This window comes from Aminipila sp., assembly GCF_032051575.1.
GTDB lineage: Bacteria > Bacillota > Clostridia > Peptostreptococcales > Anaerovoracaceae > Aminipila.
Map to the genome: position 1 here is coordinate 24,366 of NZ_DAMBYD010000007.1, position 24,689 is coordinate 49,054.

21 protein-coding genes and 1 riboswitch are annotated in these 24,689 nt (G+C 36.0%); of the genes, 6 read left to right on the forward strand and 15 right to left on the reverse strand.

The genetic code is table 11. From position 1 onward, the window contains the following. The first annotated feature begins 11 nt into the window (after window positions 1-11). Together RTW14_RS10765 and RTW14_RS10770 are read left to right on the forward strand one after the other, a co-directional pair. Window positions 12-2,021 carry an FtsW/RodA/SpoVE family cell cycle protein gene (locus tag RTW14_RS10765; protein ID WP_312650893.1) on the forward strand — a complete coding sequence of 670 codons (2,010 nt, stop codon included), beginning with the start codon at window positions 12-14 and terminating at the stop codon, window positions 2,019-2,021. Then, complete coding sequence (locus RTW14_RS10770; RefSeq protein ID WP_312650898.1) at window positions 2,018-3,391, forward strand: penicillin-binding transpeptidase domain-containing protein; 1,374 nt, start codon at window positions 2,018-2,020, stop codon at window positions 3,389-3,391. Before RTW14_RS10765 ends, RTW14_RS10770 begins: the two co-directional genes overlap by 4 nt. A 62-nt stretch (window positions 3,392-3,453) precedes the next feature. Here RTW14_RS10770 and pyrE read toward each other — a convergent pair whose 3' ends face one another. From pyrE to RTW14_RS10785, 3 genes are all read right to left on the reverse strand, one after another. After that, entirely contained in the window at window positions 3,454-4,140 is a 687-nt protein-coding gene (gene pyrE, locus RTW14_RS10775) for an orotate phosphoribosyltransferase (protein WP_312650902.1), read from the reverse strand. Window positions 4,141-4,251: 111 nt separating this feature from the next. Continuing rightward, window positions 4,252-5,154 (reverse strand): DUF3298 and DUF4163 domain-containing protein, encoded by a 903-nt coding sequence (locus RTW14_RS10780; protein WP_312650906.1) that lies wholly within the window; start codon window positions 5,152-5,154, stop codon window positions 4,252-4,254. Next, window positions 5,144-5,659, reverse strand: a complete 516-nt coding sequence (locus tag RTW14_RS10785; protein ID WP_312650909.1) for an RNA polymerase sigma factor — start codon at window positions 5,657-5,659, stop codon at window positions 5,144-5,146. Before RTW14_RS10785 ends, RTW14_RS10780 begins: the two co-directional genes overlap by 11 nt. A 197-nt stretch (window positions 5,660-5,856) precedes the next feature. On the opposite strand from RTW14_RS10785, the gene RTW14_RS10790 reads away from it, so the two are divergent. Then, entirely contained in the window at window positions 5,857-6,243 is a 387-nt protein-coding gene (locus RTW14_RS10790) for a hypothetical protein (RefSeq protein ID WP_312650912.1), read from the forward strand. A gap of 118 nt (window positions 6,244-6,361) precedes the next feature. Here RTW14_RS10790 and RTW14_RS10795 read toward each other — a convergent pair whose 3' ends face one another. Next, the gene (locus tag RTW14_RS10795; RefSeq protein WP_312650915.1) at window positions 6,362-7,003 is read right to left on the reverse strand and encodes a peroxiredoxin; all 642 of its coding nucleotides are present in this window, start codon (window positions 7,001-7,003) and stop codon (window positions 6,362-6,364) included. Window positions 7,004-7,220: 217 nt separating this feature from the next. On the opposite strand from RTW14_RS10795, the gene RTW14_RS10800 reads away from it, so the two are divergent. The 3 genes from RTW14_RS10800 to RTW14_RS10810 all read left to right on the forward strand — a co-directional run bounded on the left by RTW14_RS10800 (window position 7,221) and on the right by RTW14_RS10810 (window position 10,723). After that, a complete protein-coding gene (locus RTW14_RS10800; protein WP_312650918.1) occupies window positions 7,221-7,718 on the forward strand; it encodes a PH domain-containing protein in 498 nt (165 codons plus the stop codon). Further along, window positions 7,711-9,165, forward strand: a complete 1,455-nt coding sequence (locus RTW14_RS10805) for a PH domain-containing protein (RefSeq protein WP_312650921.1) — start codon at window positions 7,711-7,713, stop codon at window positions 9,163-9,165. Before RTW14_RS10800 ends, RTW14_RS10805 begins: the two co-directional genes overlap by 8 nt. 82 nt (window positions 9,166-9,247) lie before the next feature. Continuing rightward, a complete protein-coding gene (locus tag RTW14_RS10810) occupies window positions 9,248-10,723 on the forward strand; it encodes a spore germination protein (RefSeq protein WP_312650925.1) in 1,476 nt (491 codons plus the stop codon). Window positions 10,724-10,804: 81 nt separating this feature from the next. On the opposite strand, the gene RTW14_RS10815 is transcribed toward RTW14_RS10810, so the two are convergent. From RTW14_RS10815 to RTW14_RS10865, 11 genes are all read right to left on the reverse strand, one after another. Then, entirely contained in the window at window positions 10,805-11,716 is a 912-nt protein-coding gene (locus tag RTW14_RS10815) for a dihydroorotate dehydrogenase (RefSeq protein WP_312650929.1), read from the reverse strand. Beyond that, window positions 11,709-12,518, reverse strand: coding sequence for a dihydroorotate dehydrogenase electron transfer subunit (locus RTW14_RS10820; protein WP_312650932.1), 810 nt, complete (start codon window positions 12,516-12,518; stop codon window positions 11,709-11,711). Before RTW14_RS10820 ends, RTW14_RS10815 begins: the two co-directional genes overlap by 8 nt. 9 nt (window positions 12,519-12,527) lie before the next feature. Further along, entirely contained in the window at window positions 12,528-13,430 is a 903-nt protein-coding gene (pyrF, locus tag RTW14_RS10825) for an orotidine-5'-phosphate decarboxylase (protein WP_312650936.1), read from the reverse strand. Between the two features lie 76 nt (window positions 13,431-13,506). Next, on the reverse strand, window positions 13,507-14,799 hold the full coding sequence (locus RTW14_RS10830; RefSeq protein WP_312650939.1) for a dihydroorotase: 1,293 nt from the start codon (window positions 14,797-14,799) through the stop codon (window positions 13,507-13,509). Between the two features lie 3 nt (window positions 14,800-14,802). Next, on the reverse strand, window positions 14,803-15,234 hold the full coding sequence (locus RTW14_RS10835) for an aspartate carbamoyltransferase regulatory subunit (protein WP_312650941.1): 432 nt from the start codon (window positions 15,232-15,234) through the stop codon (window positions 14,803-14,805). An 11-nt stretch (window positions 15,235-15,245) separates the two neighbouring features. After that, window positions 15,246-16,172, reverse strand: coding sequence for an aspartate carbamoyltransferase (gene pyrB / locus RTW14_RS10840; protein WP_312650943.1), 927 nt, complete (start codon window positions 16,170-16,172; stop codon window positions 15,246-15,248). Between the two features lie 50 nt (window positions 16,173-16,222). After that, window positions 16,223-16,390, reverse strand: coding sequence for a hypothetical protein (locus RTW14_RS10845; protein ID WP_312650946.1), 168 nt, complete (start codon window positions 16,388-16,390; stop codon window positions 16,223-16,225). Between the two features lie 258 nt (window positions 16,391-16,648). After that, window positions 16,649-17,974, reverse strand: a complete 1,326-nt coding sequence (locus RTW14_RS10850; RefSeq protein WP_312650948.1) for a diaminopimelate decarboxylase family protein — start codon at window positions 17,972-17,974, stop codon at window positions 16,649-16,651. A 36-nt stretch (window positions 17,975-18,010) separates the two neighbouring features. Further along, window positions 18,011-18,154 (reverse strand): hypothetical protein, encoded by a 144-nt coding sequence (locus tag RTW14_RS10855; protein ID WP_312650951.1) that lies wholly within the window; start codon window positions 18,152-18,154, stop codon window positions 18,011-18,013. A 261-nt stretch (window positions 18,155-18,415) separates the two neighbouring features. Continuing rightward, a riboswitch (cobalamin riboswitch) is annotated at window positions 18,416-18,640 on the reverse strand. Window positions 18,641-18,670: 30 nt separating this feature from the next. Further along, the gene (locus RTW14_RS10860) at window positions 18,671-18,820 is read right to left on the reverse strand and encodes a hypothetical protein (protein ID WP_312650954.1); all 150 of its coding nucleotides are present in this window, start codon (window positions 18,818-18,820) and stop codon (window positions 18,671-18,673) included. Window positions 18,821-19,158: 338 nt separating this feature from the next. Beyond that, the gene (locus RTW14_RS10865; protein ID WP_312650957.1) at window positions 19,159-24,606 is read right to left on the reverse strand and encodes an S-layer homology domain-containing protein; all 5,448 of its coding nucleotides are present in this window, start codon (window positions 24,604-24,606) and stop codon (window positions 19,159-19,161) included. Between the last annotated feature and the right edge of the window lie 83 nt (window positions 24,607-24,689).

A 24,689-nucleotide genomic window follows, 5' to 3' on the forward strand; every position in this document is an offset into this window, starting at 1 on the left:
GAGGTTACAAGTTGTCCGACTTTATGAATAATATTGGCGAAGTACTTTCAGATTTTGCCGCACGCACTTGGGAAATAACTCAATATTCCTTTCAATGGATCACAGAGAATCCTACAACAGTTGCAGATTGGTATGGCGGAATAGTACGATGGGTTTTCCCCGTGCTTGCGCTGGGCATTCTTTTATCTGTACTTCATGACATGCTTAGGGTAAAAAATCCAGAAGAAACCTGGGGCTATTTGGTGTCACCTGAACTTGGAAAATTTCCTATACATCACTGGGAGTGTACTGTCGGCCGTGCACGGCACTGTGACGTAGTGATTAATTTCCCTACAATTTCTCGAACTCAATGTTCACTAATACGTGATGATGATGGCAATTGGAAGGTCTACAGCCTTTCAGAAAAAAACCCAACCATATGTAATGGTCATCAAATAGAAGAATCAGCCTCAGTAAAACCTGGGGAAACCATTATGTTGGGAGGGGTAATTCTTACTTTAGAGACCATTTCAGAGTCAGAACATGAGGAACAGCAGCAAAACAGAATAGCTCAAAGCCGTCCAACTCCACCCTGGGCTTCGTTTGTCATGCTGACAATTTTTCAAATATTAACCGTATTTCAGCTAATAATTACACGTCCCGATTATTCCAACACTATTGTGTTATGCTATGGAACTCTTTTAGGGGTTATGTGGGGCTACGTAATGCTTTCAAAATTAGCTAAACGAACAGGCTTTGAACCAGAAATACTGGCTTTTTTTGCCTGTACCTTAAATCTTGCAATATCAGCTTCCTCTGCTCCAGATTCCCTTCTAAAACAAACCTTTACTATCATATTAGGTATTGCAGTATTTTTAGTTTTAGGATGGTATCTAAGAGATTTGAATCGAGTTATTAAAACCAGACATTTTATGGCCCTGGCTACAATTGGTCTTCTTTTAATTAACCTTGTATTTGGTTCGGTTATACATGGAGCACAAAATTGGATTTCCATTGCCGGAATTTCAGTTCAGCCTTCTGAATTAGCTAAGGTGTGTTTTATTTTTGCTGGTTCAGCCACCTTGGATCGACTTTTTGTTAAAAGAAATTTATGGGGTTTCATGCTATTATCCGGATTTTGTTTATGCGCCCTTGCTATAATGAGTGACTTTGGAACTGCAGCAATTTTCTTCGTAGTATTCCTTGTAATCGCCTTTCTTCGTTCTGGGGATTTTGCCACTTTATCGTTAATTTGTGGAGGTGCTGTAGCTGGTGGTGGATTAGTTTTGAGGTTTAAGCCTTATATTGCTTCCCGTTTTTCAGTCTGGGGGCATGCTTGGCAGAATGCTACTGGCTCTGGCTATCAACAAGTCCGCACCATGTCTGCTGCTGCCAGTGGAGGTCTGATTGGTGTAGGTGCTGGTAACGGATGGTTACATAATATCGCTGCTGCAAATACCGATTTAGTCTTTGGAATGTTATGTGAAGAATGGGGTCTTATAATAGCATTATTAGCAGTAGCAAGTATTGTCACTTTATCTATATTTGCATATAGGGTTACTAAAACAGGTCGTTCCGCATTCTACACTACCGCAGCATGTGCAGCAACCTCACTTTTAGTATTTCAGACTATTTTAAATGTATTTGGCTCTGTCGATTTACTTCCCCTAACTGGTGTTACGTTTCCTTTTATCTCTTGCGGTGGCTCCAGTATGATAAGTTCCTGGGGTTTGTTAGCCTTTTTAAAGGCTGCTGATACAAGACAGAACGCAAGTTTTGCTGTTCGAAGTCTTCCTAGTTTAGGTGACGAAACGGTTTATTACGATAATGAAGAAATGGCCTCATATCCGTACGAATATGAGGATTCCGAAAAATTAAATGTTGAAGATAAAGATGAAGCAGATGATGAAATTGATTCTTTCTTAAAACAATTTGACCATATGCATGTTGAACAATCCGATTATGATGCTAAACAAAATCAAATCAATAATTTTTTTAATAAATTTGACCAGCTAGATGACCAAGAGGAGGAAAATAAATGAAAAAAATAACTTCTCGCACAATAGTATGCTTTTTTCTTGCTCTTGTATTAGTCGCAGGCACAGGAATTTTCACTTTCAAATTTTTTGTAGAAGGTGACACCTGGTCGGCTTTTTCTGCCAATCGGCATTTATATACTAACAATGTATTAAATACTGGAAGAATACTGGACGAAACGGGAACCGTACTTGCTGATTATGATGATACAAATGCTAAATGGGAATATTCCAGCAACGCTTATATTCGTAAAGCTACACTTCATGCAGTTGGTGAACCAACAGGAATGATAGGCACCGGCGCATTAACACGTTTTGCAGATAAACTAACCGGTTACAATGTCATTACAGGGGCAAAACCGATTTTCCCTGGTGGCAGGGATCTTTATCTAACTCTAAATGCAAAAGTATGCGAAGCCGCTTACAAGGCACTAAACGGACACAAAGGTACTGTAGGTGTATATAATTACAAAACTGGAGAAATTATCTGCATGGTAAGTGCTCCAACCTATGATCCTGCTTCACCTCCTACCATTAAGGATGGTGACGACGAGTATGAAGGAGTTTATATAAACCGACTGCTTTCAGCCACCTTTATACCTGGCTCCACATTTAAATTAATCACCGCTACAGCCGCTCTTGAAACCCTTGATGGAGTGGAGAACAGGACTTTTCACTGTGATGGTAAAACCACCATTGGCAATCAGCTTATTACATGTCCACGTGCACATGGCGATTTGACCATGGAACAAGCCTTGGCTGTATCCTGTAACTGTGTTTTTGGTCAGCTTGCTACTGAAATCGGCAGCAGTGAAATGCAAAAGTATGCTGAGAAAGCCGGTCTTACTGACAGTCTTTCCATAAATGGTATTAAAACAGCCAAATCTTCTTTCGATTTTACTTCTGGCGGCAAAGGTGGTTTAGCCTGGTCAGGAATTGGTCAAGGTAAGGATCTTGTAAATCCGTGTGCCTTAATGGTTTATTCAGGAGCAATTGCCAATGGAGGCTCTACTGCAAAGCCCCAGATTATTTCACATACTGCGTTTACAGGAGGCGTTCGGACTAGTTTATATTTAAGACATCATACTCACAACTTAATTAATGCAGAAACTGCAGCCACTTTAGCTACCATGATGCGAAATAATGTGCTTAACAATTATGGTCAGGGAAATTTCCCAGGGTTGGAGCTATGTGCAAAATCCGGAACTGCACAAAATGATGCTTCTGATTCTGACAATGCCTGGTTTACAGGTTTCCTTCAAGATCAGGACCACCCCTATGCCTTTGTTGTATTAGTTGAAGGCGGCGGTAGTGGAAGTAAGGTAGCTGGAAAAGTTGCAAACACGGTTTTACAGGCTGCTGTAAAATCCAATTAAACTGTGTATGTTAAATTATAAAAGCGGCTCCATTTCAATGATGGAGCCGCTTTTCTTTAAGGTTACTTTACGCAGTATTTAGTTAAATATTCTTCCATTCTATCTTTCATAGCATCATCAATTACAATCTTACCGTCTATTTCTGTGTTGTACATTGCATCTATTATTTCTCTAACTGTAACAATTGGGTATGTTTTAATTCCAAACTCCTCTTCAATCTCCTGAATAGCAGTCTTTTCGCCCTGTCCCCTTTCCATACGGTCTACAGATATAATCAAGCCTTCAACCTTTACCTTTGCAGCAGCCAAAAGCTGTGGAAGGGTTTCTCTAACGGCAGTTCCTGCTGTAATAACATCCTCAACCATTAAAACTGAATCTCCATCCTGAAGTTTATAGCCTACCATCTTTCCACCTTCGCCATGGTCCTTTTCTTCTTTTCTGTTAAAACAGTAATTAATATCTCTATCAAAATCCCTTGACATAGCAATAGCAGTTGCAACGGAAATAGGGATACCTTTATAAGCTGGCCCAAATAAGGCCGCAATGTCTTCTTTTATATTTCCGTTTTTCAAATTTTCTACAATACAGCTTGCATAAAAATGCCCCAGCTTGTCTGCCTGGGCTCCGGTCTTGTAGTTACCTGTATTTACAAAGTATGGTGTTTTTCTCCCACTTTTTGTTGTGAAATCACCGAAAGTTAACACACCCGCTCTAACCATAAATTCAATAAATTGTTTCTTATAGTTCATGTCCATCTCCTTAATATCTAATAGTAATAAAAACTTATATCATTTTAAAAAGCATTTTTATTATTATACCAAAAAAAATAAGTCCTGTTTAGGACTTATTTTAATTTTAAGCTATTTTGTGATTTCAAATTCCTGTATACCCATATAACCTGGAGCAATTTCATATTTATTGAATACAATTACAGGGTTACCCGCTTTGTTAACATAGAACTGCTGGCTATCGCTTATGCTTGTAAAGCCTTCGATTCCATCACTTCCATCCCAATACATGTTATCTGGATTCTTTGCCCGTTCTGCAATCTGCTCTTTTATCTGTTTGTTAGCAATTTCTATATAATCACTACCTAACATGTCTCTAAGTGTAAGCGGCTGACTAGTTGTTAAATCATAGTTATAATAAAACATATCAAAATATGCACTGGCTAAAGTTTCCGTTTTATATACAGAGAAAGACAAGACTTTATCACTTAAGCACTTCACATCATAATCAACACTTATTTCCTGCTGCATAAAATCTTCTTCCTTACCGCCAGTTTCTAAAAATGCCTTTTTATAATCTTGCATTGTAACTTTAGTTTCGTCAACTGCAGCCGTTACTTGATTATGCACCAACTCATTAATCCTCTTCTGCAGTTTTTCATCCTTCAGGCCTTCAATTCCAGGAATTTTCATGTCAGCCACATAAGAATCCGTTTCTTCATGAACCTGTTCTATTGTAAAAACTTTTGCCAGACTGCTTAAAACAGGAATTTGAGATACAGAGTCTGCAAATGCTTCATTAGTATTTACCCCTATACCGAAAGCCCCTATAACTATAACAATTGCTGCCGCAATACTTCCAATTTGTTTTTTCATTTTTTTACCCCTTTGTGCTTTTTCTTTTTTAATATTTTCCTCTAATAATTCTGTTTCTGCACGGTTTATAGTATCTTGAACAATTTGAGTTAGCTGTTCAGGAATTTCTACATCTTTATATCCTTTTTTCAGATTTAAAATTTTTTCATCATTCAGCATCACCAAATTCCCCCTCTTTCATTTGAATTTTCAATGAACGCAAACCTCTATAGAGTCTGCTTTTTACAGAGTTAATATTTTCTTCAAGTACCCTTGCTATCTCTGTTAATTTCATATCTTCGAAATACCGTAATACAATAACAGTTTTTGTTTCTGGATCAAGTTCTTCAAGCGCTTTATGTAGCACCATATAATCAGCTTTCATAGATAAAATATCCTCTACTTCTTCTGGAATTTCTTCTGGTGCTGTTGTAATGATGCGTTTGGTTCTTCTGAGTTCGTCCATGCATGTATTTACTAATATTTTATAGAACCATGGCTTTACACCGCTTTCTTCTTGAATTTTATCATAAGCTTTGATTGCCTTGTAAATTGACTCTTGAACCATGTCAAGTGCTGTATCCTGACTTTTTACATAGCTATAAGCAATCCGATATATGCTATCTTGGTTTTTTTCAATAAATTCAATTAAAGCTGTATATATTTGAGTTTTTAATGTCGACATTCTTTTCCTCCGCCTCCTTACACTATTATAACGATACAGCTTAGCAAAAAGTTTCATAAGTTTGTAAAAACATTTTAAGAATTATAAAAGAACAATTTAATTGCTTCATTATTTTATAAGAAGCGTATTTAAGAACCAACCATTTTAAAATGCATATATTAAATCTAAAAGAGAAGAAATAGAAGAGAGGTTTTTTGATGTCACAATGTTTTAATAATCCGAAAATAAGAATATCTGAAATAAGAGCTAACTTAAAATCTGAAAGGGCTGGTATTCTGAAAAATATATCCCAAACCCCTTTTTTGACTAAAGAAAATGAGGAACTCCTTAATTATAACGATTTACAAAATGTTAATGAATTCTTCCGCACACAGATAGGTCATTATGTACAGGTTGATTGTTTTATTGGCGCCGGTGAAATTATTTCAAAATATGGTTACCTTATCAAAGTAGGCTTAGATTACATAATATTACAGGATAAAGATGGAAAATATATAACTTCAATAGATTTTTGGAGCATCAAATTTATGTACGTTTACTATGATGTCGAAACTTTAGAAATGTTTATGCCTTTTGCACAATAATATAAGAAATGTGGCTTCGCCACAATCTATCGATATTTCCTATTATATAAAAAAAGCGAGGAGGCACTTTATTTTAAAGTACTCCTCACTTTATTAAATCTCTTACTATTTTTTCATTTCACTGCTGTTTAAAGCACCAATACCAGTCATTACAAATTAGTCCCAACTCTTCTGCATTCTCTTTTCTTTCCATTAATTGTTCATATGTATTAGGCGGCGGTACTAAAACAGGATTGCCTGGTTTCCAGTTAGCCGGAGTCAATACATGTTCCGCATCCGTAGTCTGAAGTGCTGTGACTAACCTGTATATTTCCGGTATATTTCTGCCATTTGTAATTGGATAAGTTAATATTGCCCTTATTTTTTGCTCTGGGTCAATGATAAAAACGCTTCTGACAGTTGTGGTATTACTTACATCTGGAGCAATCATACCATATTCACGGGCAATATCTCCAATACGGTCAGCAACAATTGGAAACGGTATTTCAATACCTGATACTTCATATATAGAGTTAACCCATGCTAGATGCGATGGATTGCTGTCTATACTTAACCCTAAAAGTTCCGTATTTATGTCTTTAAACTGCTGATATACCTGAGCAAATGCTATAAATTCTGATGTACACACCGGTGTGAAATCTCCGGGATGGCTGAAAAAAACAAGCCATTTGCCCTTATAGTCAGATAATTTTACTGGTCCGAAAGTTGAATTTGCAGTAAAATCAGGTGCAGTCATTCCAAGAGTTAAATTATTTTCCATTATATATTTATAACCTCCCTTATGTCATATGAGAAATATCTATAATACTTTCATATGCACCCAGAGTCGTTGCTATTACACTTTGAGCTTTAATACCTACATAAAAACAAATATTAATTTTTTATTAAATACTTTTTCGAAATAACATTTTTTGTAAGAATATGGTATACTGTCCAGAGCTTATTTAGCAAAATATCCAGTAAAGGGAGAATTATAAATGAATTTAGAGTATAAATGTTTAAACAAAAAAGCCAAAAACTGTATGAGGCTTTCGTCCATTATCGGCAATGGCATACTGTTAGCCATATTGGGGATTATTAGGGCATTCTGCTATTTTGGAGATGTGTTATTACCTGGATGGGTGGATATTATATTTGCGGTTATCATCCTGCTTTCTATTTTACAGGTTATATTTGCCCCAATCATTCGATATAAAAGATATAAATATTATATTGATGACGAAAAACTTATCGTTATAGAGGGCCTTTGGTTTATTACTAAAACTACTGCTCCAATTGAGCGTGTTCATCAAATTGCTATTGAACGAGGTCCAATTGATCGAATGTATGGCCTTAGCAAGGTAGTTGCTACCACCGCCGGTGGTAATGTTGATATAAAATTTTTGGAAAACCAAATTGCAGAAGAAATCGCAGAGAATCTTGGAATTAGAATTGGTACTATAGTAAAAGCACAAAGGAGTGATCAGAATGCCTAAAGTCAGATGTCACTTCTTTTCAGTAATAATGAATACTTTTAAAGCGATTTGGTATATTATAGCTATGTTTATTTTTCAATTTATGGATGCATTAAAAGACATGCGAATGCAATCCCTTCCTTCAAAATCTGTGGTATTTGGGCTAATAGGATTTTTTGCAGTTATTATGGTGTTTTTCATTTATAATTTATTGCGATGGTGGAAAACAAAAATATGTATTGAAGGAGACACCTTTATTCTGGAACGCAATCAGCTTTCTCAAAGCAAAACTACAGTAAAGCTTTCTAGTATTTCCACGGTTAACTTACAGCAGAACTTATTTGAAAAAATATTTGACGTTTATACGCTTCAGCTAGACATAAACTCATCTGTTACTGCTAATAAAACAGACTTTAATTTAGTCTTCGATGATAAAACTGCATTTGCTTTCAGGGATTACATACTTTCATATATTGATGGGAAAGCTTGCGATGAAAGTATTCTTGCAGGTGAAGTTTCAACGAATTCTGTTAATTCAAAAAGTAATTCTGAACCCATTATTACTTTTAGTTTTAAAGAAGTCATTAGGCACTGCATATTGAGCTTTTCATTTTTAGGTGGAATTTATGCCATTGGCGTTGTATTTGCTGCGATATGGGCATTCTGCACTTCAGACAAAGAAATGCATCAGGTAGTTATGCCTGCAATTTTATCTCTGCTTATTGCTGTAGTACCATTTTTATACAAGAGTCTTACTGCTTTTCTCTTATATAATAATTTTGTATTAGAAAAAAAAGGCGATAAAATAGTGGTCTCATATGGTTTATTTACACGAAAGCAATTTACTTTACCTTTAGACAAAACAAATGCATTAGTAATAAAACAACCCTTTCAAGCAAGATTTTTTAATCTGTGCTATGGGGAAATTATCAATGTAGGCATGGGAGATGCTGCTGAAAATCAATCTCCTATCTTTTGTCTGTTAGTTAAACCGGATGTTCTTCAATCCATAATTAGTCAGATTGCTCCGCAATTTATACTTGAAGAAAAGGAAGAAAAATCTCCAAAATCTGCAATGCTTCCCGTTTTAGTTAAATGGGGACTGTGGGGTATTGCATTCCTTGCAGGCTTTTCAATATTTTATAAATGGTGGATTGGTCTTATTATATTAATTGTTTTCTTACTATGTGGTATACTTTCATATACTACAAAGGGTTTAAAACTATACGATAATAAACTTTCAATTACCACCGGAGTATTTGACAAAAGGACTATAACTGCCGCATATAGCAAACTTCAGAATGCTACCGCAGAATATGGACCCATAAGCCGCCGGCTAGGTATAGCCCATGGTAGCGTATCCATTTTATCTTCATCCGCAAATCAAACAAATTCTATTGGATACTTCCCTTTAGAAAAATTTGATATGATTTCAGAGCAAATTATATCAAATGACAGTATTAAGTAATAATAGATTATCCCTCCATTGGTTTATGAATTCTTTTTGTAAAAAAAGGCACACTATTCATAAATAGGAGGGATTATTTTTTATGCAGGTAAATAATTATTGGGCAGAAACCCTTAAAAGCGCTTTACCTATAGGGGAAAGCTTTGATATGCTCGCGAGAGAAATCCAGATTGGAGACAAGAATGCGGTAATGTTTTATGTTGATGGCCTTGTAAGCGGTCAATTAATGCCTGTCGTTATGTCCTATTTGCTTAAAATTGATTCAAATAAGACCAAAGACATCTCTGACTCTAAAGAATTTATAAAAATAAATTTACCTTTTTTGAGTGCAATAACGGAATCCAAATTAGAAAACGCTTTAAAAAATATTTTTTCTGGTTTAATAGCTGTTGCAATAGAAGGACTTAACGAAGTTATAATTATTGATGCCAGATTATATCCAAATAGAAGTGTAGACGAGCCTTCTAAGGAAAAAAGCCTTCGTGGTGCTAAAGATGGTTTTACAGAGGCTTTTATGACTAATATTGCTTTAATCAGGCGAAGGATACGTGACCCAAAACTTATTTTTCAAGCACATACCGTAGGCCAATCGACTAAAACTGATGTAAGCCTTGTATATCTAAAAGGAAAAGCCGACGAAAATTTAGTGCAAAAAATCTCAAATAGACTAAGCAGCATTTCTATAGATGCTTTGTCTGTAGGAGATCAAACCATTGCGGAACATATCGTAAAAGATCCCAAGCAAAAAAGTTTTTTAGGTTGGCTTAATCCATATCCAAAAGTCAGATATACCCAGCGTCCAGATGTTGCCGCGGCCCATATTTCTGAGGGAAAAATTGCCATAATTGTTGATACAAGTCCAACTATTATACTTTTGCCTACAGGTATTTTTGACTTTTTGCAAGATGTAGATGATTACTACTTTCCCGCTCTTACAGGTAATTATTTTCGGTTATTAAGGACTATTAATTTCATTGGAATTATAATTATAACCCCACTTTATCTTTTATTCGCTCAAGAATATATACCTGTATATTCTGCTTTAAAGTTCTTTATTCCTCGGGGAGAATTTGCTATATCCTTATTCTGGCAGTTCATTCTTCTAGAATTTGCTATAGATGGATTAAAACTTGCATCCTTAAATACCCCTGATGCGCTTGGAATGTCCTTGTCCGTAATAGGTGCTCTGATACTAGGTCAGTTTGCCGTATCTTCAGGGTGGTTTATACCTCAAACAATTTTATGCATGGCGGTGGTAGCACTTGCTGGCTTCACTCAGCCTAGTATTGAGCTAGGTTATGCTATAAAATTTATGCGTATTTTGATTCTTGTAGGTATTCAGATTGGCGCACGTTTCGGTCAGACAGCGATGGCTATGGACATGTTCGGTCAAAATGCTATTTCCATTTGTGCAATATCTGGTGCACTAATTACAATTGTAATTGATTTTATATCATTGGCAACTACTAAAACTTTGGAGAACAAATCTTATCTTTACCCGCTTATACCTTTTAATGCTAATGCTATGAAGCACTTGGTATTCCGTACGAAAGCATAACTAAAACTAAGTATGATTCTGCGTTATAAAAAATATGGCTGTGGCAAAATGATTTATCACTTTGCCACAGCCACTACTATTTTATGCATTAAAAGCATCTCGAATTTCATTTATTGTATTGAAACCTTGTTCCTGCATATATGTTTTTAGTTCCTGTAAAATATCTACAGGCGCCGTTGGATTTACCAGGGCTGCTGTTCCTACTGAAACTAAATCTGCACCTGCCATAATAAATTCAGCAACATCCTCTCCAGTCATAATTCCGCCTAGACCTATAATTGGTATATTTACGGCTCTTCTAACCTGATAAACCATTCTCACAGCTACAGGCTTTACTGCAGGTCCAGAAAACCCACCCATTACATTGGCAAGTACCGGCTTTTTTCTTTGAACGTCAATTTTCATACCTAGTAGTGTATTGATAAGAGAAACCGCATCGGCTCCCTCAGCCTCAACTGCCTTTGCTATTTCTGCAATATCTGTAACATTGGGTGTCAGCTTGATAATAATCGGTTTCTTAGTTACTGCTTTAACTGCCTTTGTTACTTCTCCTGCCATTTTAGGATTAGTGCCAAATCCAATACCGCCTTTTTTAACATTAGGACAGGATATATTAATTTCCATCATAGCAATATCCGTTTCATTAAGTTTTTCCACTACAGCACAGTATTCCTCGATGGTCCTACCTGCTACATTGGCTATAACCTGCGTGTCAAAGTTTTTTAAATAGGAAAGCTCATTGTCAATAAAAGCTTTGACCCCCGGATTTTGAAGACCCACCGCATTCATCATACCGCCATAAGCTTCTGCGATTCTAGGGGTGGGATTGCCATCCCAAGGTTCACTGGCAACACCTTTAGTTATGACTGCGCCAAGTTGGCTGATATCATAGAATTCTCCACTTTCTCTTGCAGAAAAAGTTCCAGAGGCCGTTGTTATAGGGTTCTTAAGAGTTACACCCGCAAAATTCACCCGTAAATCCAAACTATTCATCCCATGCAACCTCCTCTCCAAAAAATACTGGTCCGTGCTTGCATACACCTTTCTGCTGAATTTCTACACCATGGTCGGTTTTTACTTTCACTTTGCAAGTACAACCTACACAAGCACCATATCCACATCCCATTCTTTCTTCTAAAGAAACCTGACAGGGAATATCCTTTTCTACACAAAAATCACTTAACGCTTTTAGCATCACTTTGGGCCCACAAGAATAATATTCATCCGAAATCATATTCTCAGCTTTTATCATCTGAACCGCATTACCATGAAAACCTACTGCGCCATTATCCGTAGCCACATGAACTTCAATACAATGTTTTTCTAGTTCTTCAATCAGGAAGGGCTCTGCTTGAAAACCAACAGCTGCGACTACTTCTGCACCTTTTTCCTTCAATTTCTTAGCTAAAAAAAGCATTGGAGGTACTCCAATACCACCTCCTACTACTGTAACCGTTTTGCCCTTATAATCATCTATGCTGCCGCCAAAATCAATACCCTCAATAAAATATCCATTTCCAAGAGGCGTACTTACACGCACATTATGCCTTTCTTTATATGTTGAAAGTACCTTGGTTCCTTTTCCAACTACTCTGTAAACAATAGTTATACTGTTATTCGTAGCATCACAAATGCTGATAGGTCTTGGCAATAATAAGCTTTTATCATCCAAATATATGTTTACGAACTGCCCAGGCTTTATTTCTCCCATATCCGCAGCGCTTATTTCCATTTTGTATATATCTTTTGCAATCAGATTATTGCATAAAACTTTCCCTGTTACTATTTTTTTCATAACTAACTCCTAATACTGAAGGTCTGCTTTCATTGAAATTGCCGCATCTCTTGCAGCCTCTCCAACTTTTTCACCATATTTATCATTCTTTTTGTAGGCAGCTATTATCCCTCTTGAAGAATTCACGATACAACCTCTTCCATCCTTGTCAAAGAATCCTTTTAAATCTGCACCCGTACCACCTTGAGCTCCATAACCTGGCACTAAAAAGAAAGTATGCGGCATCATTGCTCTTAACTTCTCGCCTTGCTCTTTATGGGTGGCTCCTACTACTGCACCAATTCTGCTGTAACCCATAGTCCCCATAGACTGTGTCCCCCATTCTTTAACCAGTTCCGCCACCGTTTCATAAATGGTCTTATTATTTACAACTATATCCTGAAGCTGGCTGCTGGAAGGATTACTTGTCTTAACGAGCACAAATACTCCCCTGTCTTTTTTATTGCATGCATCAATAAATGGCTGAATACCATCAATACCCAAATATGGATTAATGGTAACCCAATCCTCTTTCCATAAATCAAACGATTCTCCCTCTATTTCTGTTCCTTCAATGTGTGCAGCATACGCTGCTGCCGTTGAAGAAATGTCTCCTCTTTTTATATCGCCGATTACGATCATTCCTTTTTGGTTAGCATATTCGATGGTTTCAAGGTATGCTTTCATTCCTTCTAATCCATACTTTTCATACATGGCAATCTGAGGTTTTACTGCAGGTACGATATCCTCAATACTATCTATTATATCTTTATTAAACTTTAGAAACATTTTACCAACGGCCTCAGGGTTTTTACCACACTTTTCAAACATTTCTGCTTTTAAATGGGCCGGCATCATTTCAAGCGTTGGATCCAGTCCCACCACTGTAGGATTTTTCATAGCATCTATTTTTCTTAATAACGTATCAATCATTTCAACCCTCCATCTTCTTGAACTTAACTCTTTTCAATTTAATATTACATTATAATATTATCTAAAAGTTATGCGGCTACTCAGCCGCATAAACAATCTTACCTTCTACCAATGTGTACAAAATCTTGCCATAAACCTTCATTCCTAAGAATGGTGAATTTTTTCCTTTTGAGACAAAATCTTCTGCTTTAATTTCATATTCCTTGTCAACATCTATTATTGCAATATCTGCTGCCTTGTTTACTGCAATGCTTCCACGGTCAGCACCCAGTATTTCCGCTGGCTTACAGCTCATTTTATCAATAAGCTCTGAAGGTGTCAATATTCCACCTCTTACAAGAGCTGTATAACTCATTGCAAAAGAAGTTTCAAGACCAACAACACCATTCAACGCTTTACGGTATCCGCAGTCTTTTTCCCCACTGCTATGGGGTGCATGATCCGTGGCAATTGCATCCAAAGTTCCATCCTGTAACGCTCTCTTAACTTCCTCTACATCCTCTTTTGTTCTAAGCGGAGGATTCATTTTCTTATTTCCTTCGTCGCCAACATTACTCTTATCTAATACAAAGTAATGCGGTCCTGTTTCAGCCGTAACCCTTATCCCATCATCCTTTGCTTTTCGAATAATTTCTAAACTTCCTTTTGTGCTTATATGGCACAAATGAATAGGATATGCCGCCTCTTTTGCCAGCATAATATCTCTGGCAACAATTAATTCTTCGCCAATTGAAGTTCCGGCCAGGCTGTCATCTTCAGTATGGGAAAATACCATTAATCCGTTTGCTTTGCCTTCTAATATCCCCTGAAGCATCAGCCCTGCATTCATCACTGAACGTCCATCTTCGCTTATGGCACAGATTCCTTTACCCATTATCCCTGTGGACCTAGTTGTTGTTTGGGACATTTCACGAATGTCTGCTAATCTTTCGCCTTTTTGGTCCTTTGTAATGCTTCCAATGGAAAGGACATTTACACCATTCGCTCTTTTTGTTTTTTCATCAATGTACTTTACGATTTCTGCATTGTCTATAACAGGCTTTGTGTTTGGCATGCAGCAGACAGTGGTAAACCCACCCTTTGCTGCTGCTGCACAACCTGTAAAAATATCTTCTTTATATTCAAATCCCGGATCTCTAAAATGAACATGAAGGTCTATAAGACCAGGTACAACCCATTTGTCTGTAGCATCTATTACTGTAACGTCCTCACCTATAGAACCCTCTTTACTCCAGGATGGCAGTACACCAAAATTTCCGGCTGCTGTCTGTATACAGGCTACTTTTTCATCTGCAATGTAAAGATTCCCTACTGCTTCAAGTCCTAAATCTGGATCAATTATAAGCCCATTCTTTACAAATATTTTCATGAATTAGTATGCCTCCTTCATGGATACAATTTCATCGCAGTACTCACATCTGTATTCTCTGTTTTCAGCATCAATTAAGTGGAAAATATGTGGTGCATTAGCTTCCACAGAAGTTACACATCTTGGATTTTTACACTTTATAACATTCGTTACTGTTTCAGGCATTTTTAAAGTAATCTTTCTTACAATTTCGCCATTTTCTATTACGTTTACTGTAGCATTTGGTTCAATTAACCCAAGTACATCTAAATTTACATCTATAAGATTTTGAATTTTAACAATGTCTTTCTTACCATGCTTCTTACTGCATGCATTCATAATAAATGCAACGGTGTTTGTATTTAAATCAATATCAAGGTATTCTAAAATTTTTGCACCAAGACCTGCTGTAATATGATCGATAACGATTCCTTTTTCTATACTATTTACTAACATTTGTATCCCTCCTAACCTTCAATTCCAAGCAGACTCATGATAAGAGCCATTCTAACAAACATTCCATTCTTTGCCTGAACAAAATACATTGCTCTAGGATCTTCATCAACTTCAACAGCAATTTCATTTACTCTTGGAAGCGGATGAAGAACAATCATTTTTTCCTTTGCAAGCTTCATCTTTGGCTTATCTAAGATATAAGTATCCTTCAATCTGATATAGTCTTCCTCGTTGAAAAATCTTTCTTTTTGCACTCTTGTCATATAAAGTACATCCAGCTTTGGTAATGCTTCCTGCATACTTCTAACTTCTTCAAATTCAATACCATTCTTTATAAGAATTTCTTTTCTTACATATTCTGGAATTCTCAACTCTTCTGGAGATATAAGAACAAATTTAACATTCTTATATCTTGAAAGGGCCTTGATTAGGGAGTGCACAGTTCTACCAAATTTAAGGTCTCCGCAGCATCCTACTGTAATATTATCAAAATCTCCCAAAGTTCTTCTGATTGTAAGAAGGTCAGTCAGCGTTTGTGTTGGGTGCTGATGTCCACCATCACCTGCATTTATAACCGGCATATCTGTGCTATGTGCTGCTACCTTTGGTGCACCTTCTTTTGGGTGTCTCATTACTGCTAGGTCTGCATAACAGGCTACCGTTTTAATCGTGTCAGCAATACTCTCACCTTTGGCAACTGAACTGGAATTAGGTTCTGAGAATCCAATTATCTGACCTCCTAATCTAAGCATGGCTGCTTCAAAACTGAAACGTGTTCTTGTGCTTGGTTCATAAAACAACGTTGCTAGCAGCTTGCCATCACAAGCATGTACATATTTGGCAGGTTCCTCAATGATTCTATCGGCTAAGTCAAATATTTCTTCAAGCTCACTTAAAGAAAAATCCATGGGTTCTAATAAATTTCTACCTTTTAACATAATTATAAATCTCCTTTCCAGCAAAAAAAAAATCTTCCAATAATGGAAGATTAAATAACACATTCATCTAAAGAAAAAGGCGCTTCTACTATGGCGGATTTCTTAGACAATGGTAATAAACAAATTAATTCAAAAACTGAAGGATATGCCGGCTGATTATCGAATCTTTTTGTAAACTCATACTCTTCATCCATATATTTTTCAAAAGTCATTAGCATATGTATTATTCCTTCCTTGAATTAAATTTATGACAATTTACCATAAATTCTATAAAATCGCACTTGATTAATTTTTTTCGTGCCTAAATCTTCAATATAATATCATGCGCATAATCATGTGTCAATAGAAAATATGGTGGTAATTCTATGTATTTTTATTTTTCCTTGTTTTTTATTATAAATTAGAAAAAAATCCAAGTAAAATTTAGATACTTGGATTTTTTTTGCGATTATATATTTTTTTAGGAATTGTAAATTTTATATTACACATAAGTTTAATTTTTCATTAAAGAACTCTTCTCCCTCTAATAAATCCTCATAACTTTGCGCTCTTTTAATCTGCTTTACGGTGCCATTTTTTTTAATCAATATAACTCCTGGTCTTGGTCTACCGTTATAATTAGACATATTAACCGTACCATATGCTCCTGCATTTAGTATGGCTATCAAATCGCCTGCAGTCATGCTGTTAGGGAATCTTATGTAATCTGATGCCTCATAAGACAATCCACTGACTTTATATGGCATGCTATGATGTTCTGTAATCTTATTTGCACATAATAGTTCATAATGCGATGACTTTTTTTCAATCTCCAGGCCCGTATTTAACCCTGCATCAAGAACCAGCCAATTTTCATTAGAATTCTTTCTGTATTTTTCATTTACAATGCTGGTTAATAGGATGCCTGCGGAAGCCGCGATCTTTCTGCCTGGCTCAACAATTAATTCCACATTCTTAAAGAATTCTCTATATTCTTTTCCTGCCCAGCTTTCCACTTGATCAAAATTTAGTTCGTCTGATACTGCCTCTGCAGTCTGCCCCATATAATCAGTTGATACGCCCCCGCCTATATTTAAACTCTGTGGTATAAACCCTGTCAATTGATGCATTTTTACTGCAGTTTCAAGCATTGCGCTAAAAGCCTGACGAAGTAAATCCGGCTTAAACTTACTGCTTTCTATATGAAAATGATACCCCTTTAGTTTTATATATTTTTTATTTCTTTGAGACATTCTGATAGCAGTTCTCAACTGTTCAAAGGTTATACCAAACTCTGCATCTTGCCCTAACAGTTCATTATGATTGGAATTATAATATGAAATTTCTGGAACAATCATTAATGCTACATTTACTGGAGTACCTAATGCTTCAGAAATTTTTACGATTCTAGTCAATTCGTATATAGAATCTATATTTATAGATTTAACCCCGCTCTTTATAGCCAGCTGAATTTCGTCCGCTGTTTTACATGCTCCGTTAAATATAATTTGGTTTCCTTCAAACCCTGCCTGCAAACCTTTAAATAATTCTCCACCCGAATTTACTTCTAAATTACATCCGGCATCTCTTATAACTTGAAGGTTTGCCAAAGTTGATTCACATTGTGCCGCATAGTGTATACTCGTTCTGTCATAGAACGTTCTAAATGTAGCCATAACCTCATTCACATTTTTTCGGAGCTCCCTCTCTGAAAAAATATATAATGGAGTGCCATATTCTTCAGCCAATTTTATCAAATCTTTACTATCGTAGTATAAATGTTCTCTCTCCTTTTTAAATATCTTATTTTCAAAAATATCCATCACAAACCCCCAAATTAAAATCAAATATAGCTCATGCTACATCTTCTTATTTACCTCTAGTGCCTCTTTTACAATGTCCTGCCAACGATAACTAACTGGTTTTCCTTCGAGCCATGTTTTTTTAAGCTCCTGCTGTCTTTTTTTACATACATCCTCATAATATTTTTTTAATAACTTCATTTCATAACCTCCTGAATTTTAAACTTTAATTTTTGTAAATATCTAAAATTCAGACGTTAGTTGAATCCTTCGCCTTTGGCACTTCCCTGGGAAGTTGCCCGTGGTATGTCAACTCTTACATAATCAAATTTATATATTTTACCAGCCACAGCTTCCACCTCCTTAATTTATAATAAAGCAATAAAAAAACTGCGACAAAAAATCGCAGTCCGTTTTACTGTTTCAATCAAATATTCTAACCAATTATCCATGCTTCCCGTGGATTGGTATGCTTCTCATGCAGGTCTCCTGACTTGTGCCTCAACGTCCCTTTTTAACCTTCCCAAATCATTTAATTCAGTGGTTGTTTTTCCTATAAAGGTAATTTTTAAAAGGAACTCTTCACTTACAGTGGCGGGTCCGCTCTGGATTTACACCAGATTCCCTCTTAGTCGAGCTCTATCTTTATATAAATATAGAGTCGAAACATGAAAGTAATATAATTTTTCTTTTCTATAGTGTATCATATCTAAACTATTATTTCAAGCCATTTTTATTTGCTTCTTTTTCTTCATCCAGAATATCCTGAGATCTATATTTAGTTGCATAATTTTCAATATACAGATCCATTAATTGTTCCTGTCTTTTCTTACAAATAGTTTCATAATATTTTTTTAATATTCCCATTGGTATACCCTCCATATTTTCATTTCATTACTTATTATTAAATAAATTATTTTTCTTCTCCATAAAAAACGTAACAATTTTGTAACATTTTTTATAAATTTTAAGCTAAATCATTGCAATTATTACTCGAGTTCATAACCACAACTATATATAATATGGCTTATAAAGTAATTTGATGACATATATTTTATAATTTGCTGATTATATATTGTCCTTTTTTTTATATACTACTCTAAATGCAGCAAAAACCCGGCTGTATCGAAGTACATCTGTACTTTACCAGCCGGGTCTCCATTCAGTTTGTAATTAAATATTTCTTTTTGCTGCCTTTCTGCCCTTTACTTTTCTAACTTTTGAAATAGTGAGGCCATCATGGATGTTGCCTCTGCCCTTGTGGCATTTCCTGCTGGTTTAAAGCTATATTGTCCGTTTACTGCTTTGTAACCATTTATAATGCCGCCTGTCTGCATGATTTCTATGGCGCCCTCAGCATAAGGGCTGATTTTGGCCTTGTCCGAAAATTCCTGCTTAACTGCTGTCTTCGCAATTTCTTTCTTTTCAACATTTTCAAGATAGTTTTTAAGCATTACAGCCATATCTTCTCTGGATATGTTGGCATTTGGATTAAATTTACCATTAAATCCCTTAGATATATTTTTTTCTGCTGCCCAGTTTACTGCTTTTGCATACCAAGCATTATCTGACACATCCGTGAATATGGCGCTATTCGTTACTTGCGGAGCCCCACTCTTATTGTAGAGTATCTGTGCAAATTCAGCTCTAGTTACACTTCCATCTGGACTAAATGTAGTGTTTGTTTTGCCTTTTACAATACCTTTATTAGCAAGATACATAACACTGTCGTAGAACCATTTACCACTGGTCACATCTGTAAATTCGATATTACTATAGGTTACAGCATAATATGAAAAGTGATTGGTTTCTCCCTTCATTGCTTTCTTTGCTTCATCATAAGAAGCACCTTCCACGGCTTCCTGAACCCCTTTATCACTAATATGAACCATTCTCAGATTTTCTTTCTTTTCATTTGCCCCTAAAGTGTATGGCAGATAGAAAGTCACCTTGCCGCTCTTAAAATCAGTAATTTCTTTACCGTTTGAAACGGCAGAAAGATTAAATACAGGACGTCCTGCAAGTTCAGTTATAGTTGTAGTGACAGGATTTGAAGAAGCATCTACTTTCTCAATGGTCAGCTTGATATCGCTGCCACTTGCCTCTGCAGCCAAAGCAGAAAGAGCTTCCTGATTAAACCGGATATCCCCTGTAGGCGTAGTAAGGCTCAATATCCCTTTTTCCTTTACTATATCTTTTGCAGAGGATGTCGGTAATGTGGTAACCACTGCATTCGCTTTGTCATCTGCTTTCACCGCAATGGATACTTCTGGTATTAACTCTTTGCTTGAATTTTTCACTGCCTCCAATGCCTTCTTCAAGGCTTCTGTCATTTCCTTTGAAGAAACAGAAGCTGCCGCCTTGCCTTCAGAATCTGATTTGGCAGTAATATTTACGGTCACCACAGCAGAGTGTTCTTTTATCTCTTCAGTTTTTTCTTTATTTCCTTTACTCATGTCAATAATTGTTCCATCTGTAGGTGGATTTTTATCTTCTGCTTCAAGCCAACGATTTGGATAAGTAGGTTTACTGCCCTCGAAAGACGTTTCTAGCTTATAATCATCTACATAATGCCAAACAATTACATCTCCATTGGCCACATAGCAATCCTTTAAGCCTAATTCTGGATGACTGCCATTTACAGTATACATCCAGCCTGAGTTTTTACCGTTGTTAAACTCTCCCAGCCAATACCCTCCATAAGCCTTCGGCGCTTGAATTTTTCTTACATAATTTTTTTCTGCGCCTTGGTATTCTAGACCTGCTTCATCCAATGCTTTCGTGAAGACATCGTATACTGATACAGATTTTCCTGTAAAAGTCATTTTCTTTGTTGCTATCCATGTCACATATTTTCCATGTTCATCTATTCCATCATGTTTAGCATCACCAATTAATCTGAATTTAACAGCTACTTTTCCTTCTTCTGGAACGGTATCTACCTTCTTAACAGTTATCAAGGCCACACAATACGTTAGAATATTTTTTCCATTAACTGTTTTCTGTGCTGTAATGGTGTATTCGCCTGGATCTGCAATAGAATTGGATGGAATGGTGATACTACCATCTTTGTCAGTTACTGCTCCGTCAATGGTTTTTCCATTGACTTGGATTGTAGCATCCTGAACTCCTAAATGCTTCGTTCCGTCATTTTTTGCCTGTGTACTTAAAATGGTTACCTGTGTACTTTCCCCCTGCTTAACCATGATGGTCTTATCTTTAAACCATGCATGCATCATACCTTCATAATCTGGGTTATAATAAAATTCTACTTTGTCTCCAGCATTTACCAAAGTAGTTGCAGGGTCACAGGTTTTTCCATTTACTTCACATACCCATCCAGCATTGCTCCCCTGTCCTTCATCATTTATTGTAATTTCTGGCTTCAGAATTCCTTTATAACATGAGAACTTCACTTTACTAATACCTGTATTAAAAGCATCTATAATAGCATGTAATGCTGTGTATCCGCCATAATTATACTCAACATATTTTTTTAAGGCAAGATCTTCAGGTTTATCAATAGATATTGTTGTATCCGCTCTCAATATGCTGTTATATCCCATAGATTGAACCATAATCGTGCCAGTCTGTTCCGGTGCTTTTTCTAATTCTGAACTTTTAATTTCCAAAGTTTGATTATCATCTGATTGTGCCTCAAAAGGAATTGTTTTGGACAAATATCCATCCATCATGGCGATAATATTGTATGTTTTCCCCTTTTCTATTTCATAAAGCCCTTTGCTGTTTGGCTTGAGAAATTTATCTCCATCTTTTACTTTTATCTGCATATTATCAGGAATTGAAATATTCAAAAATTTAGGCGGCTCTGCTCTCAGAACTTTAACAGTATATACCTGCGTATCCGTTTCTTCATTTTTCCAAGTTATCTCTCCATTTTTTACCTCACTTGTACCAGCAGTTCTAGTTCTGGTACTTTTTACAGTAATTAAAGTCTCTGGCCCTGTTAATTGAATAGGTCCGCTTGAATCTATTGACTTCTCATCCATCAATATGTCAACTTGACTATTACTGTTTAAGTGTTTATACGGCTTTTTACCCCAATCCTTAATTGACATAAGTTCTTTATCCTGTATTACATTTAATTTTATTTTTTCAGTAGAATATGGTACAGTACAAACATACTCTCTCTTTGTACATAAAAAGTTATACCCAAGCCCAATGTCATCTTTATCTGAGCCAGGAAATAATTTTCCATCTGTGTTTTTATAATCCAATGCATTATCTACCGGAGCTATCTGTAAATCAGCTAAGTAAGCCTTCCTTCCATAGTAATCATTTAGAATACTTTTCATAATGTTAGAAATACACATTCCACGGATTTCATATGTCTGTGTATAGCCATCATTTGGATTCTTAGGTGTAGATACTATCTCTGCATATCCAATATCATCTAGCGTAAATAATTTCTTTATATTTATTATTTCACCATTGTTTATCTCTATTGAAGATTTTGTCGGATTTTTTTCAGTCCAATATGTAGCCTTTATGTCAACACCAGAAGCATTTTTTGCATTGCATATAAAAGACAAATCCATCATTGTTGTGGTTGCTGCCATTGCCTGATTAATTATGATATTATGTCCTATTTGATGTGCAAATTGCTTCTTGCCCTTATCTGTAATCTCCAGTTCAGCATATTCCTGTTTTTTCTGTTCTTCCAGTTGATCATTATCCAGCACATCGAAAGAAATATCCGGCAATGTACATAAATATCCGTTAAAGCTTTCATCTGAGTCTTGCCCCATATAGACCGATACTTTGCTTGCTCTATTAGTCAGACTTTGATGACCTGTAATCTTGTCTCCAATCACCGATGTGTGGATTTTACCATTAGATAAATTTATTTTTCCTTCTTCATCGGTTGTCAGGCGAATCTCGTTGTCTGTTCGCAGTGTATATTGTACATGTTCACTTTCCACCTGATTTCCATCCCAATTATATTGAACCCAATCTTCATTTGGATATCCCGGATTATAAACCGCTCCTAATTTTGGGAAAGGAGATTCCAAACCAGTGAACTTAATGGATATAGGGCTCCCGACTACCACAGGCTTTAGTGGATTATCTGCATTTTGGATGTTTACACCTATCCCACTTGCTTTAATAACGTAATACTCAACAGAATTTCCCGCTGAAATTTCTACTATATTTCTCCCCTTGTACAAATCAACCATATATGAACCGTTTTCATCTGGTTTGTATTCAGTCCATCCACTATCCCAATTTTCAGAGAGAGGTCTTTGAACACGAACAGAAATATGGGAAGCTGCACTAGGTTTAAATGTATATGTTGCATGGTCTTCCTTTTCCTGCCCGTTTTGACTTTCCAAGTAATAAATAGTATCAAATTCGTTTAACATAATACCTGACTCAATATGTTCAGATTGATCCGGATCAACATTCACAATAAAAATACCCATGTTTTCCTGCCAGATAGGATCATAAACAAGCCCCTGCCAGTCCACTGCATCATAAGAAATTTCTATAACGCTGACTCCTTTTTTTATCCCACGAATAATGCCATCATCAGACACCTCTACGGAGTCTCCCTGCTTCACTTTAAAATGAAACTTGGGATCTATATAATAATTACCTGTAATAGAATTGACTGCCTGCCATGATCTGGAGGCAAAGATATCAAAGTGATCTCCAACTTTCATCGTTAAATATTTGCTGTTTGGTCCATTAAGAGCGATATTGGCAGCATAATATTTTTGTGATTCTGTCTTAATCTGTATCTTATTGTCGTCTTGCAATTCCGTTACTTTTAAAGGATTTTCGAGATAATCTTTAACATTAAAATACTCACCTTTTGTAATTTTTCCGGATTGGCTGACCTCATAATGAAGATAAGTTAAGGGTGCATCACAGCTATATATATCATAGCTATCTGTTGTATTTTCAAAACTTACTGTTACTTCTTCCAATGGTCTGTACAGTCTTGTTCTATGATATAAATGCAATTCAGCTCCCGTTGGCACTTCAATTTTTATCTTTGCTTTTTCTCTTATAATAAATCCATCTAACTGTGTATCTGACAAATTTAATCCACCAAACATTTCTGGACTTTTATCAGGATATACATATAAATTTCCGGAACTTCCCCAATATGTTTCTTTATCCTCTGGAATAAATTTATAATTATATTTAACTTGGCTTCCATATGCGGGTAACAAAAATGGCACTCTTTTAACTGTTGGTTTTGATCCATCCGCATAAATTTTCCCTCTACTATACGCGTTACCTTTTTCATCACTAATTGTTACATCAAATTGTTGTTCTGTTTCAATAGGAAGAAGTACTTGCCTCAGTATAATTTCCTGATTATCACTTCCAACTTCAAAGGTTCCTCCACCCTGCTGGGTTGAGTATGTATATTCTCCTGCTGAAAGGCTATAAGAATTAGATAGATAACCTGCTTCATCTGTATTCGTACTATCAAATGAAACAGCATTTCCTTTACTATCTGTTACTTCAACCTCAATTCCAGCGGTTTTAATCGTAATATTTATACCATTGTCACCGGCAAACGACTCCGGTGCTGGTACTAAACTAAATACAATAAGGCATGATAATAAAACTGCTATTATTTTTTTTAGGAACTTGCTTCGAACATTGACATCACACATATCACTTTTTCCTTTTCTTCAAAAACATTAAGACATTGTTACTTTAAAAGTAACAATGTCTTCTTCATGCAAACAATTTTTAG